Origin of the sequence: Staphylococcus sp. McC-251-APC-3A2 (genome assembly GCF_009695665.1) — a bacterium.
Taxonomy (GTDB): domain Bacteria; phylum Bacillota; class Bacilli; order Staphylococcales; family Staphylococcaceae; genus Staphylococcus; species Staphylococcus cohnii.
Map to the genome: position 1 here is coordinate 569438 of NZ_VUNO01000001.1, position 17614 is coordinate 587051.

Annotated in this window: 13 protein-coding genes and 1 pseudogene; 2 read left to right on the forward strand and 12 right to left on the reverse strand. The window is 33.1% G+C overall.

Translation table 11 applies throughout. The features are described from left to right. Positions 1-19: 19 nt before the first annotated feature. The 5 genes from pnp to rbfA all read right to left on the reverse strand — a co-directional run bounded on the left by pnp (position 20) and on the right by rbfA (position 5032). A complete protein-coding gene (gene pnp, locus FYJ81_RS02830; RefSeq protein WP_107384819.1) occupies positions 20-2128 on the reverse strand; it encodes a polyribonucleotide nucleotidyltransferase in 2109 nt (702 codons plus the stop codon). Positions 2129-2283: 155 nt separating this feature from the next. After that, positions 2284-2553 (reverse strand): 30S ribosomal protein S15, encoded by a 270-nt coding sequence (gene rpsO, locus FYJ81_RS02835; protein WP_019468698.1) that lies wholly within the window; start codon positions 2551-2553, stop codon positions 2284-2286. A gap of 105 nt (positions 2554-2658) precedes the next feature. Then, complete coding sequence (locus tag FYJ81_RS02840; RefSeq protein ID WP_154409273.1) at positions 2659-3630, reverse strand: bifunctional riboflavin kinase/FAD synthetase; 972 nt, start codon at positions 3628-3630, stop codon at positions 2659-2661. A gap of 13 nt (positions 3631-3643) precedes the next feature. Next, the gene (gene truB, locus FYJ81_RS02845) at positions 3644-4561 is read right to left on the reverse strand and encodes a tRNA pseudouridine(55) synthase TruB (RefSeq protein WP_107384821.1); all 918 of its coding nucleotides are present in this window, start codon (positions 4559-4561) and stop codon (positions 3644-3646) included. Positions 4562-4687: 126 nt separating this feature from the next. Further along, the gene (gene rbfA, locus FYJ81_RS02850) at positions 4688-5032 is read right to left on the reverse strand and encodes a 30S ribosome-binding factor RbfA (RefSeq protein WP_019468695.1); all 345 of its coding nucleotides are present in this window, start codon (positions 5030-5032) and stop codon (positions 4688-4690) included. Between the two features lie 421 nt (positions 5033-5453). Here rbfA and FYJ81_RS02855 point away from each other — a divergent pair, with 421 nt between their 5' ends. Together FYJ81_RS02855 and FYJ81_RS02860 are read left to right on the forward strand one after the other, a co-directional pair. Further along, positions 5454-6326, forward strand: coding sequence for an HTH domain-containing protein (locus FYJ81_RS02855; RefSeq protein ID WP_107521388.1), 873 nt, complete (start codon positions 5454-5456; stop codon positions 6324-6326). Between the two features lie 304 nt (positions 6327-6630). Continuing rightward, positions 6631-7073, forward strand: a pseudogene (locus FYJ81_RS02860) (transposase); the annotation flags it as partial. Here the strand turns inward: FYJ81_RS02860 and FYJ81_RS02865 are convergent. From FYJ81_RS02865 to FYJ81_RS02895, 7 genes are all read right to left on the reverse strand, one after another. Further along, positions 7062-8057 carry a hypothetical protein gene (locus tag FYJ81_RS02865; RefSeq protein ID WP_154409274.1) on the reverse strand — a complete coding sequence of 332 codons (996 nt, stop codon included), beginning with the start codon at positions 8055-8057 and terminating at the stop codon, positions 7062-7064. The pseudogene FYJ81_RS02860 and the gene FYJ81_RS02865 overlap by 12 nt on opposite strands. 315 nt (positions 8058-8372) lie before the next feature. Beyond that, complete coding sequence (gene infB, locus FYJ81_RS02870; protein WP_107386097.1) at positions 8373-10487, reverse strand: translation initiation factor IF-2; 2115 nt, start codon at positions 10485-10487, stop codon at positions 8373-8375. 4 nt (positions 10488-10491) lie between these two features. Then, the gene (locus FYJ81_RS02875; RefSeq protein ID WP_154409275.1) at positions 10492-10809 is read right to left on the reverse strand and encodes a L7Ae/L30e/S12e/Gadd45 family ribosomal protein; all 318 of its coding nucleotides are present in this window, start codon (positions 10807-10809) and stop codon (positions 10492-10494) included. After that, entirely contained in the window at positions 10806-11090 is a 285-nt protein-coding gene (rnpM, locus tag FYJ81_RS02880) for an RNase P modulator RnpM (RefSeq protein ID WP_019468440.1), read from the reverse strand. The genes FYJ81_RS02875 and rnpM overlap by 4 nt, the downstream gene beginning before the upstream one ends. A 15-nt stretch (positions 11091-11105) precedes the next feature. Beyond that, positions 11106-12302 carry a transcription termination factor NusA gene (nusA, locus tag FYJ81_RS02885; RefSeq protein ID WP_107384967.1) on the reverse strand — a complete coding sequence of 399 codons (1197 nt, stop codon included), beginning with the start codon at positions 12300-12302 and terminating at the stop codon, positions 11106-11108. Positions 12303-12325: 23 nt separating this feature from the next. Beyond that, entirely contained in the window at positions 12326-12793 is a 468-nt protein-coding gene (rimP, locus tag FYJ81_RS02890; protein WP_019468442.1) for a ribosome maturation factor RimP, read from the reverse strand. A 208-nt stretch (positions 12794-13001) separates the two neighbouring features. After that, positions 13002-17318 (reverse strand): PolC-type DNA polymerase III, encoded by a 4317-nt coding sequence (locus FYJ81_RS02895; protein ID WP_154409276.1) that lies wholly within the window; start codon positions 17316-17318, stop codon positions 13002-13004. Positions 17319-17614: the final 296 nt, after the last annotated feature.

Sequence of the window (17614 nt, forward strand, 5' to 3'; positions counted from 1 at the left end):
CAGTCTCTAATAATAAACATTATTTAGTATTATTTGATAACAATGCCTTATGTGAAGCATTTACTCTACCTTGTTTATCAATTTCTGTAACTTTAATTTTAAATGTGTCTCCTACTTTCAACACATCTTCTACTTTATCAATGCGCTCATTAGCAATTTGAGAAATGTGTACAAGTGCGTCTTTACCTGGGAATAATTCAACAAACGCACCATATTTTTCAATACGTTTAACTGTACCGTTGTATATTTCTCCAACTACTGCTTCTCTTGTAATTTCGTCAATGATACTACGCGCTTTTTCAATCGCATCTTTATCTACTGCACCAATAAATATCGTTCCATCTTGTTCGATATCTAATTTAACGCCCGTTTCATCAATGATTTCATTGATTTTTTTACCACCCGGACCAATTACATCTCTAATTTTTTCAGGTTTAATAGACATCGTAACAACCTTAGGTGCAAAGGCACTTAGTTCACCACGTGGTGTATCAATTGTTTGTAGCATATGATCTAATATGGCCAAACGACCTTCTCGAGCTTGGTCTAATGCTTCTTTAATAATTTCTTTAGTTAAACCATCAATTTTGATATCCATTTGTATAGCTGTAATACCTTCAGATGTACCAGCTACTTTAAAGTCCATATCACCAAGTGCATCTTCCATCCCCTGTATGTCAGTTAATATGGTATAACTATCGTCACGTGTAACTAATCCCATAGCGATACCAGCAACTGGGGCTTTGATTGGAACACCCGCATCCATCAACGCTAACGTTGAGCCACAAATAGAAGCTTGTGATGATGAACCGTTTGATTCTAATACTTCACTCACTATTCTCACAGTATATGGGAAATCTTTAACATCTGGAATGATGTGGCTAAGTGCGCGTTCTCCCAATGCACCATGTCCAATTTCGCGTCGACCAGGTGAACGAACTGGTCCAGTTTCACCAACTGAATAATTTGGGAAGTTATAGTGATGCATAAAACGTTTTTGTTCTTCTTCACCAAGACCATCTAGGATTTGATATTCACTCATCGAACCTAATGTTAATACTGAAAGTGCCTGTGTTTGTCCTCTTGTAAATAAACCTGAACCATGCGCTCTTGGTAAAATACCAACTTCAGATTCTAATGGGCGAATTTCATCTGTTTTACGACCATCTGGTCTGATTTTTTCTTCTGCTATGAGACGTCTTACTTCTTCTTTAACCAAGTCATCTAATATACTGTAAACTTCTTTGATTAAAACTTCATTCTCATCATCATTTTCATCAACAAATTCTGATGCAACCTTCTCTTTAAGTTCATCTAAATTAATATCTCGTTGTTGCTTATCAAATGTTAACACGGCATCTTTTAAACCATATGATGCAGTTAATGATTTTACTTTTTCAACGAGTGTTTCATCTTTTTCAACAGGAACAAATGCTTTTTTCTCTGGTTGAATATGATCGATAATTTCTTCTTGGAAGCTAACTAGACGCTGAATTTCTTGGTGTCCAAAGAAAATAGCTTCAAGCATTTCATTTTCTGTAATTTCACTTGCGCCTGCTTCTACCATATTTACAGCATCTTTATGACCAGCTACTTCTAAATCAAGTCTAGATACTTCTTTTTGTGCAACGGTAGGGTTAATCACATATTCTCCATCTATATAACCAACGTTCACGCCTGCTATTGGACCTTGAAAAGGTATATCAGAAACACTTAATGCCATTGACGAACCTATCATTGCTGCCATTTCAGGAGAGCAATCAGGATCAGCACTTAAGACTGTATTCATTATTTGTACGTCATATCTATAACCTTTAGGGAACAAAGGTCGAATGGGTCTATCAATTAATCGTGCAGTTAACGTAGCTTCATCACTCGGACGGCCTTCGCGTTTTTTAAAGCCACCAGGTATTTTACCTGCAGCATACATTTTTTCTTCGTAGTTAACCATTAATGGGAAAAAGTCACCATCACGTGGTTCTTTTGACGCTACTGCAGTAGATAAAACGACTGTATCACCATATCTAACAAGTACTGCGCCGTTAGCTTGTTTAGCTAATTGTCCGGTTTCAATCGTTAAAGATCTATTTGCCCATTCAGTTTTGAAAACTTTTTTTTCTTGAGACATTACGAATCTCCTCTCATTTATCTGTTAATCCTATCATATCATTTATTAATAATGATTTATATTAGTATATAGTTTAATGAATAATTATAAATGCTAAAATTATAAAAAAGGGAAAGACCCCAAAGGTTCTTTCCCGATAAATATACGTCTAAAGATTAACGACGGATACCTAATGATTTAATTAATTCACGGTAACGTTGAATATCTTTGCTACGTAAGTAGTTTAATAAGTGTCTACGACGACCTACCATTTTTAATAATCCACGACGTGAATGGTGATCTTTCGTATGTTCACGTAAGTGAGTGTTTAATGCAGTGATTTCTGCAGTTAACACAGCGATTTGTACTTCTGGAGAACCAGTGTCCGCTTCGTGTGTACGATATTCTTTAATTAATTCATTTTTACGTTCTTGTGAAATTGCCATAGTCAATTTCCTCCTTTTATTTTTATGCGCCTTTATCCGAGCAATCGTCGGAGTCTCGAACTGCCAAGATAAAGGTGCCTTGTATGTGTGTGTAACACATCAGACTTAAATATTATATGATATTTCGTCACCAAAATCAACAGAAAGTAAATATTTCGCTTTTTCTTTATCCTTATTCATTTGTTCAACTAAAGGATCTATACCATCAAATTTAACTTCTGGTCTTAAATAATGATGCCAATAAACGATAACACGTTCACCGTATATGTTTTCGTGGAAGTCAAACAGATTCACCTCTATGACAACTTGTGCTTTAGAAGGATCATGAAATGTTGGTTTGACACCAACGTTGGCAGCTCCACGATAAATCTTATCATTTGCACCTATTTTCATACTCACGGCATAAACACCATTTTTAGGCAGTACGTAATCTCCACTCGGCTCTACATTCGCTGTAGGAAAACCAATTGTTCTTCCACGTTTTTCCCCTTGTACAACCATGCCTTTTATACGATATCGATATCCAAGCTCATCGTTTGCCTTTTGTAAGTCACCTGTTTTCAGTGATTTTCTAATATCTGTTGTAGATATTTTCTCCGATTCAATTTCTTGTTTACTTACGATAGTCGTATTAAAATCCGACATTTCGTCTAAAATCATCATGTTACCTTTACCAAATTTGCCAAACGTAAAATCAAAACCTGCAATTACTTCTTTTACATGGTTATTAATGATGTATTCCTGTATAAATTCTTCTGCACTTACACTCGCAAATTTAGAAGAAAAATTAATGACAATGCAATAGTCAATCCCGTAAGATTCTAATATTTCTATTTTATCTTGAATCGGAGTTAAGTAATCCGTACGTTTAAGTTCAGGATTTAAAACAACAGAAGGATGTGGATCAAATGTCATCACAGCTTTCTTTAAATTCGATGCCTCTGCCTTTTTTTCTAAAGTATCAAATACCTCTGCATGACCTTTATGCATGCCATCAAAAAAACCAAAAGCCATTGCTACATCTTCTGATATATACTGATCTTCTTGAATCGGATGAGTTACTTCAATTACTTTCATGGCTATTTCTCCTTTAGTTAAATACCTTCTTCGGTTTTATTTCATAAGGCTTCTCAGGATGTGGTGTATAAATTGCTAATGCCTTATTATTTAGTGTATCAAACATCACAACCAACGTATCTATGGATTGGTCAAAATCATTCGTATCAAATTTTTGACCATTCAATATTTTAAATCTTTGACTTTCATTTGAAATGTTGATTTTTTTCAAACCTCTCAGACCATATTCTATCGGAAAAAGTTTTTCCTGTAATGTTTCGTGCTCATGTAGTGATTGTATATCTTCGATTGTAAGACTATTTTCAATATCAAAACCACCACTTTGTATTCTTGTTAACTTTGACATATGTGCTGGTAATTCAAGCGCTTTTCCTATATCTGTTGCCAACGTTCTAATATAAGTACCTTTACCACATTTTACTATGATATCAAACTGGCAACCTTGATTTTTAAATCGTAGTTCAGACGCTCGCTTAATGTCGAAAATCTCGACTTCTCTTGAAGGCCTTTCAACTGTTTCATTTTTTCTTGCATATTCATAAAGCTTTTTACCGTTAACCTTCACTGATGAATACATCGGTGGGATTTGCGTAATTACACCTTCAAAACGTGCTAAAGTGTTATCTATTTGTTCCTCATTAAGTGCGTCTTCATCAATAGCCTTTTTTTCTAAAATTTCACCTGTCTGATCTTCTGTAGTGGTACTAAAACCTAAATATACAGTTGCAAAATAGGTCTTTCCCATTTCCATAATATAATCGCTCACCTTAGTCGCTGGACCTATACATATGGGTAATACACCTGAAACTTCAGGATCTAATGTACCAGTATGCCCCACCTTTTTGGTTTTTAAAATTTTCCTTAATTTAAATACAACGTCATGGCTTGTTAAGCCACGTTCTTTGTACACAGGTAAAATACCATTATACATTTTAATGTCACCTTCAATCGTTCTTTTATTATCATTCCTTACTTATATTAACACGACTCAATAAAGAAATGGTTATAAAAAAGCTGAAACAAACATCTCAGTGAATGTTTGTTTCAGCTTTGAAAATTAATCATTTTTGTGTAAATCTTGTATCATTTTTTCAATTTTATTTCCGTAGTCAATAGACTCATCGTATTCAAATTTTAAATCTGGTACAATTCTTAAACGCATTCTTGAACCAATTTCAGATTTGATAAAACCTTTTGCTTTCTCTAAACCTTTAAACGTATCATCAATTTGTTTGTCATTACCAAGTACAGTTAAATAAATTGTTGCAATAGATAAATCATTCGTTAATTGAACTTCTGTTATTGTTAGGAAACCAATTCTAGGATCTTTTACTTTATTGTTAACAATGTCCATGATTTCTTGTTTCATTTGTTCGCCAACACGTTCAGCTCTCATATTCATATATTTCACCTCACAAATATCATTCATACATGTATATTTATCTTACTTAAAGATTATATGACAGTTCATTTCACAACGTCAAACAAACTTCATTCTTTTTTTAATAAAAAAAATTTAATTGCTAAATCAATAATAAATCAAAAAGGTAATTGTTATGAAACGATAAAACATTATTTCCATTACAGTTAGGCACAATTATATTTCTTAAGTGTTATAGCCTGAAACTTTATTACATTTTTATTTTTAAATGCTGCGGTAGTTTATAAAATTTACATTGAATTTTATAAATGATTACTATTTAGGAAACAACTAAGTTTTTAATTTATTTTATATTGTTTTACACATTATAGAAAATATCATGCTATAATTCAAACTAATAAAATATGAATTGTTCTATTGAAATTGTTAGGAGCGTGTATACTTGGATAAATCAGAAAGACTACTTTATATTTTCACTCGTCTATTTAATGGGAAAAAATTAAGCAAAGAAGAACTCGCACAACAATTAAATGTTAATGTAAGATCAATACAGCGAGACTTTAGTGATATAAACAATTTTTTATATGAAGACCATGAATGGGAAGGACTAAATGCAAGAATTGTTTATGAAAACAATATAGGCCGACATCGCATAAGAATAGATCGCTATAAATTTAAAAATAATCGGTTACTTAATCTGCTATTTAGAATGAAAAATTTCACGCCCAACATTCATATCGATACATATAATTTAATTAGAGGCCTAAACAGTAATTCGAATCTAGCTGAAAAATTTTTATCTAATACATTACTCAATCAATTTACAATCAATCACGAATTAACAGAATCAACACTTATTTATAAAATACAACTTGCCATACAAAATAAACAGATTATTTCGCTAAATGATGTTGATCATCAAACATATAAAGTTGTACCAGTATATACAAGACATTTCAAAAATAAATATTGGATTACTTATATATATCAGAACAAAATTTATACGCAAGATTTAAATTCAATACTTGATATTCATCAATTTGATGAAGCTTTTGACGAAAATATTTTTCTACAAGTCCCGACTGTCACTATGAAATTCCGTTCATCTATATGGGAACAAATTCAACGTCAATTTATAGTCCTGAATGCTCAAAATAACGAAGCATTCATTGAAGCTGAACTCATTATTTCAAAAAGCGAATGCCTACACTTAGCATATGAATATCCACAAGAAATCATTTTATTAAAGCCAGATCATTATGTGGAAGATTTCAAAAATAAAATCAAATCGTTATTTAAGCATTATCATATTTAACTGCATACTAAAAAGGCCGGGACATAAATCCCATTCTCAAAATAAGAGGGCAAATCCTTAACAATGGATTTGCCCTCTTTATATTTAAAATCTTCCGATTTTGATCGTGCATGCTTGCCTGGGGATATGGCTCGAGCCTGTAGTCTCTCGCTCATATCATCCCCCCGGGCGTCAGCACATTACAAAATCAGTACAATTTGCATTTTTTATTCAAAAAAAGAAGGGCATTTCGTATAATTTAATAAACACTACTAAACCAAATTAACGAGTTGCCTTATGTATAAAGATTATAACATGACTCATATTATACGAATGTGATGATTGTTTAAAATGTCCACTTAAAAATTTATGTATGAAAAACAATTCAAAAACGAATAAGAAGATAATGAAGCATTTTAATTTGGGAGTATTTTAAATCTCAAATTAATCAGCAGCTTTCAGAACTAGGAACTAAAAAATCTAAAGTCAAAGAAAAATTGATGTAGAACCAGTTTTTGGATTCATGAAGGCTATTTTGGGTTTCACTCGAGTGTTAGTTCGAGGGGTAGACAAAGTCAAAAGAAAATTAGAGTTTGTCTTAATGGCATTGAATGTAAGGAAAATAGTAGCTCAACCAGCTACACTATTTGGTAAAAAAAGAAAACGACAATTTCTACATTATTTCAATAGAAATTATCGTTTTCTGTTTAGTCAGAGACATTTATGTCCCGAACCTTTTCAGTCATTTCAATTTTACTAACGTGGTAATGCTTCCTTATATTGGATAGCTTTAAGTTTTCTTATAAAATCCGAATTGCCTAACTCTCGCTCTTTTTTTTGTTGTTGATTCCACTTATAATAATCTATTTTATTTAATGACTCTTTCTTTTTTAAACGCTTAACATGCTCTTTATAACTCAATACATTACATGCTGTGATGTGTCTATTCTGTTTAGATGAAAGCACAAACAAATTGTCAACAAGGTATTGATGTAATTCACTATTAGTAAAATTTTTAAAAATTGAAATAAAGAGTTCTTCTTCACTTACAATATAAATCCGCCTCTTATCATCATTTATAATTTTTAATAATAGTTCAAAATTCATAACTTGGGATGGTAGATAATGATTAAATGTTAAAAAATCTTTTGGTATACCTGCTGTATGGCCAGTTTGATATGGAAAGAAATTCATAACCATCACTCTATTTGGATTAATATTAAATTGCTTTAATATAGACCCATTGCTATAGATATATTTCTTAAACCAACAATGATGATCTATATAAGGAAGAAATACTTTTTGTCCGTTTAAATTCAACTCACCTTGGATATCTTGCAATATTCTATTACGATAATGTACTACCATTTCTTCTGGTAATGAAGGGTCATTAATTATAAAATCATTCTCAGCCTTTTTTTTCAAAATCACTATATCTGCTATTTCAGGATTTCCAAAATATGGTCTTGCTATGGCTGGACTTAATACTGCATCATTTTGTACAATTCGTTGTCTGTGCTTATTAATTTTCACTTTCCCATTTGCAAAATCAATCAACTTTTTAAATCTTGGGATATTACTAAAATCTTCACCAAAATTTCTTTTGAAGTATGCTAAATCTTGTGGGTGTAGAAAAGCGGTTGTGTCATGTCTTTTTATTATTTCATTTAAAGTATCTAAGTCATAAATAGAGTTATATTGATCCAAGTATTCTTGCCAAAATTCATTTATTTCTTTTAAGTATTCACTCATCACTTATAACCTCCTATTTATGCTAAGTTTAATTAAGTACATAGACAGTTAGTGTCCAGATTAAGGTAACAAGCAATTTTACTTAAACTTTTTTAACTCGTTCACAACGCTTAATAAAAGGCTAAATTTTCAAATAACTATGCACTTAAAGCTAAACATTAAAATAAATTATAAAAATAAACAATTATTTTAAATGATCCAAAGTTACACATGCTCTTACCCAAAAGATAACATATTTAAAAGAAAAAAACCGTAAGCTAACACTATAAGTTAGCCTACGGTTTTATTTTTCTTATTTATTTAAAGTAACTATCTTTATCTTTTAATTTCAACCATTTCGAAAGCTTCTATAATGTCGCCTTCTTTTAAATCGTTATATTTTTCAATTGTGATACCACATTCATAGCCTTGGGCTACTTCTTTAGCATCGTCTTTATAACGTTTTAACGTGTCCAGTTCACCTTCAAATTGAACAATACCATCTCTGATAACACGGACACCCGCATTTCTCGTAATCTTACCATCTGTAACATAACTACCAGCAATTGTACCTACTTTTGAAACTTTAAATGTTTGACGTACTTCTGCTTGGCCAATCACTTGTTCTTCGTATTCTGGATCTAGCAAGCCTTTCATTGCAGCTTCTATTTCTTCAATAACGCTATAAATGACGCGGTGTAATCTCATGTCTACACCTTCTGTTTCAGCTGCACGTTTGGCACCTGTATCAGGTCTTACATTGAAACCAATGATAATACCATTTGATGCATTCGCTAAGGTCACATCGGATTCGTTTATCGCACCTACTGCAGTGTGAATAATACGAACATTAACACCTTCTACTTCAATTTTCATTAATGAAGCTGCAAGTGCTTCTACAGAGCCTTGGACATCACCTTTAATGATGACATTTAAATCTTTCATTTCACCTTGTTTCATTTGTTCAAATAAATTATCTAGTGAAACGCTCTTACTTTCTTGACGTTGTTGTAAAACATTGGCTTCATGACGTGCTTCTCCAATACGTCTTGCTTGTTTCTCATCTTTAAACACAACAAAACGGTCCCCAGCTTGTGGTACATCATGAATACCTGTAATTTCAACAGGAGTAGATGGCTTTGCAGATTTAATTCTTTGACCTAAATCGTTAACCATCGCACGAATTCTACCATACGTATTACCAACAACCAATGCATCTCCGACATGTAGCGTACCATTTTGTACTAGAAGTGATGCAGATGGACCACGTGATTTATCTAATTCTGCTTCTATCACTGTACCCACTGCTTTTTTATCAGGATTAGCTTTTAGTTCTTGTATTTCAGATGTAAGTACAATCATTTCTATTAAATCTTCAATACCATCACCGCTTAAAGCAGAAAGTGGTACGAAAATTGTATCGCCACCCCAGGCTTCAGGAATCAAACCATATTCAGTCAATTCTTGCATTACTCGGTCTGGGTTAGCAGTTGGTTTATCAACTTTATTAACAGCTACAATTGTTGGTACATTTGCCTCTTTGGCATGATTAATAGCTTCTATCGTTTGAGGCATTACACCATCATCTGCTGCTACTACCAAAATTGTAATATCAGTTACTTGTGCACCACGTGCCCGCATCGTTGTGAATGCAGCATGTCCTGGTGTATCAAGGAAAGTAATTTTTTTGCCATCATTTTCAATTTGATAAGCACCAATATGTTGTGTGATACCACCAGCTTCACCTGCTGTTACTTGTGTGTGACGGATAGAATCCAATAATGTTGTTTTACCATGGTCAACATGTCCCATAATAGTAACGACTGCTGGTCTTTCTACTGCATCTTCATCTTCAGATTCATCATCAAAATAAATTGATAAATCTTCTTCATCAATAACAACTTCTTTTTCCACTTCCACACCATAATCATCAGCAATCAATTCTAATGTTTCATCATCTAATGCTTGATTAATGTTAGCCATTATTCCTAATAAGAATAACTTTTTAATAATTTCTGAAGAATCAACATTAATTTTCTCAGCAAGTTCTCCCACTGTTATACCTTCTTGATAAGTGATGTTTGAAGGTATTTCTTTTGGTTCTTCCTGTTTAGTTTGTTTGTTTTTATTGTTATTTTTATTGTTCTTGTTGTTCTTCTTATTTTTGTTATTATTTTTATTATTTTGCTTGTGATTTTGATTACTATTATCTTTTTTATTAGCATTAGACTTGCTATTTGATGATTTCTGTTGATTTTGACCTTGTTGTTTTTGTTCTGATTGATTGGATTTCTCTGGTTTATAAACTTTATCTAATGCTTTTATTTGGTCGTCTTCTAACGTTTGCATATGGCTCGTTACCTCAACGTCCATCTTCTTTAATTCGTCTATAATATCTTTACTTTTTAATTTTAAATCTTTGGCGTATTCGTAAATTCTTATTTTACTCATATAGTCACTCCTTACGATATTCATTTATCATTGACACTAACTTTTTAGCAAAGCCTTGATCAGTGATTCCAATGTTAACTCGTTCTGCTTTACCTAAAGCTTGTCCTAATTCAGCTCTCGTTCCAAATATACGAAATGATATATGGTAACTTTCACACTTGTTCTGAAACATTGTCATTGTATTTTCAGAAGCATCAGTTGCAATAATTACGAGCTTCAATCTATTTTTCTTAATGTCATTTAAAATGACTGATTCACCTGTTTTAACTTTTCCAGCACGCATTGCTAACCCTAAAAAATTCACGATTTTCTCTATAGTCATTTAGGTATCTCTTCACGATAAATAAGACGTATAATTTCCTTATATACAGGATTTAGAGTTTCTGCATCAACCTTAAAGTATTTTTCTAATACACCTTTTTTTTGTGCATCTTCTACTAATTTAACATCTTTTGATACATATGCACCACGACCTTGTTGTTTTCCAGTTGCATCAGCAAAAATTTCGCCTTCTTTATTAATAACAACTCGAATCATATCTTTTTTAGGGTGCATGTCGTTTGAAAGTATACATTTACGCATTGGAATTTTTTTCTTTTTCATAAAGCTCACTCCAATTTATTTTTCAGCGTCTTCTTCATCCAAGCTATCTGTTTCATCATCTTTTTTGAAGTCATTAATTTCTGTATTAACGTCTTCTAAATCAATGTCTGTGTTTTGTTCAATATTTTCAACATCCTCAGTTTCAATCGCTTCATCTGTAGGATAAACGCCTTCAGCTCTAGCATCACTTTCTGATTTTATATCAATTTTCCAACCAGTTAATTTGGCAGCTAAACGTGCGTTTTGTCCACGCTTACCGATTGCTAAAGATAATTGATAGTCAGGCACAACAACAACCGTTGATTGGTTTTCTTCATCAACAATAACTTGTAGTACTTGAGAAGGGCTTAAAGCATTTTTAACAAATACCTTCGGATCTTCATTCCATTGAACAATGTCAATTTTTTCGCCACCTAATTCTTCTACAACCGCTTCAACACGGGAACCTTTAGCACCTACACATGCACCTACTGCATCAATATCTGGATTATCTGAATGAACGCTGATTTTAGAGCGATCTCCAGCTTCACGAGCAACTGATTTTACAATTACTGTACCGTCAAAAATTTCTGGTACTTCTTGTTCAAACAAGCGTTTTAATAATCCTGGATGGCTACGTGAAACGTAAATTTGAGGCCCTTTTGTAGTTTGCTCTACTTTATTGACATATACTCTAATTCTCTCATTAGGAATGTAGCTATCATTAGGGCTTCTTTCAGCTTCAGATAAAACAGCTTCTGTGCGTCCTAAATTAACGTATACATAACGATGATCGACTCTATCAATGAGACCATTAACAATATCATCTTCTTTATCGATAAACTCATCATATAATATTTCACGCTCAGCATCGCGTAAACGTTGCATTACAGCTTGTTTCGCAGCTTGTGCACCTACACGTCCAAAATCACTTGGCGTTACATCTTCTTCGTAGATATCACCAACTTCATATGCTGGATTTTTAACTAGTGCTGTACTTAAGTCGATTTCTTCTCTATTATCCATTACTTCTTCTACGACTTGTTTACGAGCAATCACATGAAATGTACCTTCATCCATGTTTAACTCAACGCGTACACTTCTTGCACTGTCATAGTTCTTTTTATATGCAGTAATCAGCGCTGCTTCAATTGCATCAATTAAAACTTCTCTTGGAATCTTTTTTTCTTTTTCTAAATATTCAGTTGCTAATAATAATTCATTACTTGACACGATTTATCATCCTCCTCATCACATTAAAGCATTACAGCATGACGTGCTTTAGCGATTTTATTTCTTGGAATTTCAACTTGTTTCTTCTTTGATTTTTCTTTTACTTCCATAATAATCGTTTCACTTGTTACTTCTTTTAAGATACCTAACCATTCTTTTCCACCTTCAATAGGAGCATATAAAGAAACGTATATCGGTTTTGAAACAGCATTTTGGAAATCTTTTTCTTTTTTTATAGGTCTTTCAGCACCTGGAGAAGCTACATCTAAATAATACATTTCTTGAATAGGATCTTCTTCATCCATAACTTCACTAATCTTTTCAGAAGCTAGGGCGCAATCGTTTAAATCGACGCCACCTTCTTTATCAATGGATACTCTTAAGAAGTAATCTTTTCCTTCTTTTGTGTATTCGACTTCAACTAATTCGAAATTTAAGTCGTCAAGGACGGGTTGAATAATTGATTCAACTTGCTCAGTTACTTTACTCATACTGACCTCCTTTTTTGGCAAATAGAAAAGAGCGGGTATAACGCCCACTCTTCCTGCCTGAGTCTAATTTTTTAAGCAATATTATTATACCATATGTTTATTTCCTATACAAACAACTATATCTTTTCATATAGTATGACAATAACTAATATCAAATTTTTATAAATTTAGCATTTTGATATTCAATTTCAATCACTATATTGCACGATTACATATCAAATATTGATAATTGTGCTTTATCTGGCAAGTTAGGTAATGAACCAAGTTCGTCTAAATACTCAATGACTTTTTGTGACAAGCCAGCTTTTTTATTTAAATCTTCTTTAGATAAAAACGGTCCCTCTTCACGTGCTTCAACTATGCGTTGCGCAACGTTTTCTCCTAATCCAGGAACAGCAATAAACGGTGGAATTAAACTATCATCTTCAATGATAAAATCAAATGCTTTGCTTTTCTCTAAACTTATCGGTTGCATACGATAACCACGTTGCGCCATTTCATTCATGATTTCTAATACAGTTAATGTATCTTTTTCTTTTTTGGCTAAATCCATGTAGCGCGAATACATATCGTTTACTGTATTTCGAATACCTTCTTTATCTTTAATCATTGAGATTAAATCAAAATCAGATGCACGCACCGTAAAGTAGCTTGCATAGTAGTAAAGTGGGTAATGGACTTTGAAATATGCAATACGTACCGCCATCAACACATATGCTGCAGCATGCGCTTTAGGGAACATGTATTTAATTTTTCTACATGAATCTAAATACCAATCAGGCACTTCATTGTCTACCATTGCTTCAACCATATCATCCGTAAGCCCTTTACCTTTACGCACAAATTCCATTGTCTTGAAGGCTAGTGAAGGTTCTAAACCGTTATACATTAGATAAACCATAATATCATCACGACAACAAATGACACTTGATAAATCGCAAGTTCCTGAGCGTATTAAATCTTGTGCGTTACCTAGCCAAACATCCGTACCATGTGATAATCCAGATATTCTAACTAATTCTGAAAATGTAGTTGGTTTGGTATCTTCTAACATTTGACGAACAAATCCTGTACCAAATTCAGGCACACCAAATGTACCAGTTTTACATAAAATTTGCTCTGATGTTACACCTAATGGTTCTGGTGAACTAAAAATCCCCATGGTTTCCTTATCATCAACAGGTATCGTTTTAGGATCAATACCTGATAAATCCTGTAACATACGGATCATGGTCGGATCATCGTGTCCTAATATATCCAGTTTCAATACGTTATCATGTATTGAGTGGAAATCAAAATGTGTTGTCATCCAAGCTGATGATTGATCATCTGCCGGAAATTGAACAGGTGTAAAATCGTAGATATCCATATAATCTGGGACAACGATGATGCCACCTGGATGTTGTCCTGTTGTACGTTTAACACCCGTGCAACCTTTCACGAGTCTGTCAACTTCAGCTCCTCTTTTGTGAATGCCTTGATCGTTTAAAAATCCTTTCACAAAACCGAAAGCTGTTTTTTCTGCCACCGTACCAATAGTACCGGCACGAAAGACTTTGTCTTCACCAAACAATTCTTTTGTGTAATTATGAGCTTGAGGTTGATACTCACCACTAAAGTTCAAGTCGATATCAGGCACTTTATCACCTTTGAAGCCTAAGAAAGTTTCAAAAGGAATATCTTGCCCTTCTTTAATCAATTCACAACCACATGTGCCACATTTTTTATCTGGTAAATCAAAACCAGAGCCAATGGATCCATCGTTAAAGAACTCACTTTCTTTACATTGTGGACAAATATAATGCGGTGGTAATGGATTAACTTCTGTAATTTCAGTCATTGTCGCTACAAAACTCGAACCTACAGAGCCACGTGAACCTACTAGGTAACCGTCATCCAGCGATTTTTTAACAAGTCTTTGCGAAATTAAATATATAACAGAGAATCCATTCCCAATGATACTTTCAAGTTCTTTCTCTAATCGGTCGATTACAATTTGTGGTAAATCTTCGCCATATAATGCTCTGGCATTGGCATAGCTCAAATCTCGTATTTCATCATTAGCACCTTCCATACGCGGCGTATACAATTCATCTTTTATCGGAACTACACGTTCGATACGGTCTGCTAATTCATTCGTGTTTTTAACAACTAGTTCATGAGCTTTTGCTTCACCTAAGAAATGTAATTCGTCTAACATTTCATCTGTTGTTCTAAAGTGTGCCTCAGGTAAAGTACTACGATTTAACGGGTTACCTGGTTGTGATGCAATTAAAATTTTACGTGCAATACCATCATGTTCGTTTAGATAATGCGCGTTCCCTGTAGCAATGACAGGAATATCATTTACATCTCCAGCTTGAATAAGGCGTTGATAAATTTCATGCAATGTTTCATTATCTCTCACCAGTTCTCTATCTATTAAATCTTGATATAATGCAGGTGGCTGAACTTCAATGAAATCATAGTATTTTGCTATTCTTTCCACTTGAGATTGATCTTTTTGCATTACTGCAGTAAATACTTCACCTTCATCACATGCAGAACCAACAAGAATACCTTCACGATATTCATCTAATAATGATCGTGGAATTCTAGGTGTTCTATAATAATATTTAACTAAAGACGCACTTACTATTTTAAATAAATTTTTCAAGCCTTGTTGATTTTGCACAATAAGCGTTACGTGGTTTGGACGTGCACGTTTATACGCATCTTCATTAGATAACGATTTATTAATATCTTGATGATTATAAACTTCCGCTTCTTCTAATTGTTTTAACATTTTTATAAAAATATAAGCTGTTGCTTCAGTATCATAAATCGCTCTGTGATGCTGTGTTAAATCTACACCATATTTTTTAGCTAAGAAATTCAGACCATGCTTACCATATTCTGTGTTGATAGTTCTGGAAAGTTCAAGTGTATCTATCACACCATTCGTTGATGCACCTAGACCAGTTTTTTCATAACCGGTATCTATGAATCCCATATCAAATGATGCATTATGTGCTACAAATATCGCATCGCCGACCCACTCTTTAAACTCTGTTAATACTGTTTCAATTTCAGGCGCATTGACGAGCATATCGTCAGTGATATGCGTTAAATTCTTGATTGTTTCAGATAAACGTTCATGTGGATTACTAAAACGTTCAAACTTATCAATGATTTCTCCTTCTTTTACTTTTACAGCTGCGAGTTCAATAATTTTATCATACTGATTAGATAAACCTGTTGTTTCAACGTCAAAAACAACGTATGTTGCAGTTTTTAAATCAATATCTTGTGGCTTGTAAGCTATAGGCACACCATCATCAACCAACATGCCTTCCATACCATATATCATTTTAATATTATTTTTTTCAGCTGCAGCATGCGCATCTGGAAATGCTTGAACCACATTATGATCAGTAATTGCAATCGCTTTATGACCCCATTTGGCTGCTTGGTCCACATATGCACTTATATTCGGAATGCCGTCCATCTGACTCATGGATGAATGCAAATGAAATTCTACGCGTTTCTCATCTGCTTTGTCTTGTTTAACTGCTTTTTTTATTTCTTCTATATCAGACATCATCATTACTAAGTCACGTACGAATGTGTCTTCTTCTATTCGACCTTGTGCTCGTACCCATTTACCAACACTAAGGGCTTTAAAATGAGCTAAATCATCTTTATTTTTTCTAGTGAACATTTTCAATACTAATGAATCGGTGTAATCTGTAACTTTTAATTCAACAATATGACGTCCGCTTTTCAATTCTTTTAAATTAATATCAAAGATAACACCTTCCACCGCAACTTTAAATTCTTCTTCGATAATTGATTCAATAGGTTTTACATTTTCTATTTGAATCGGTTTACCAATTTGACATTTAGCTACAGCACTTTCGTTATTATCTTGTTGTTTGGCTTTTTCAGCGCGCATCTTTTCTAACTTTTCAGTGGCTTCACGTGCACTTTTTTCATCTTCTTGTTGAATATGTGCCTCTAATGATGCTAAATCGTCTCCATTTGAAGTATGATCAGTTTCAAAAATGATACTACTGATTGCAAATCCACATTGTTGAAATGCTTTAATCAAACTCCCATTGCAAGCTTTATCAAAATGATCTCGTTCTATATCATTCTGACACATGACTTTGAGAACATCCCCTGACATAATTAAGCGTTTTTGCTTAAGCTGACCTTTTACTTTTGGCGATAATTGCGTTTGATCAATACAATAACTAAAGTATTTCAAGGCATATTCGTCTTGATTCACTTTATTCGTAACTGTAAAATTGCAATCAACTTTGGCAATTGTTTTAAATTCTTCAGTGATTGCATTCATAAATAACAGATAATCTTCTATAGGTAAAAAATATGGAAATGTTATCTGAAATACCCAAATACGATCAGTTGTTTTAACATCTACACGCGTTAATTCACTTTGTGCTAAAATTTCTGGATCCAAATGATCTGCAATTTTAATTTGATCTGCTAAGACCTTAAATTTTTCTTGATTTGTCATTGACATGACGATAACCACCTTACTATTAATTACACTACGTTACTATTTCAAATCATTTCTTTAACTGTCGCGTATGTATTTTTTACATTATCTATCTTATAACGGAAAAGCATTAATTTCTAATACTTAAACTCTACTATTTTTACAATATGGTTACTAATAATAAATAGGAGCGGAAATGAAATCAAATCTGACTCATTCGATTTCGCTTTCCCGCTCCCCTAATTAAGGCGACTATTTACCAAATTATAGGTTAATCTTAAAAATTCAACTATGCCCATATACAAATATATTCATTGATA

Bases quoted from the DNA above. Each gene is read 5' to 3' on its own strand.
- pnp (WP_107384819.1), bottom strand. From the start codon at position 2,128: ATGTCTCAAGAAAAAAAAGTTTTCAAAACTGAATGGGCAAATAGATCT.
- rpsO (WP_019468698.1), bottom strand. From the start codon at position 2,553: ATGGCAATTTCACAAGAACGTAAAAATGAATTAATTAAAGAATATCGT.
- FYJ81_RS02840 (WP_154409273.1), bottom strand. From the start codon at position 3,630: ATGAAAGTAATTGAAGTAACTCATCCGATTCAAGAAGATCAGTATATA.
- truB (WP_107384821.1), bottom strand. From the start codon at position 4,561: ATGTATAATGGTATTTTACCTGTGTACAAAGAACGTGGCTTAACAAGC.
- rbfA (WP_019468695.1), bottom strand. From the start codon at position 5,032: ATGAATATGAGAGCTGAACGTGTTGGCGAACAAATGAAACAAGAAATC.
- FYJ81_RS02865 (WP_154409274.1), bottom strand. From the start codon at position 8,057: ATGAGTGAATACTTAAAAGAAATAAATGAATTTTGGCAAGAATACTTG.
- infB (WP_107386097.1), bottom strand. From the start codon at position 10,487: ATGAGTAAAATAAGAATTTACGAATACGCCAAAGATTTAAAATTAAAA.
- FYJ81_RS02875 (WP_154409275.1), bottom strand. From the start codon at position 10,809: ATGACTATAGAGAAAATCGTGAATTTTTTAGGGTTAGCAATGCGTGCT.
- rnpM (WP_019468440.1), bottom strand. From the start codon at position 11,090: ATGAAAAAGAAAAAAATTCCAATGCGTAAATGTATACTTTCAAACGAC.
- rimP (WP_019468442.1), bottom strand. From the start codon at position 12,793: ATGAGTAAAGTAACTGAGCAAGTTGAATCAATTATTCAACCCGTCCTT.
- FYJ81_RS02895 (WP_154409276.1), bottom strand. From the start codon at position 17,318: ATGTCAATGACAAATCAAGAAAAATTTAAGGTCTTAGCAGATCAAATT.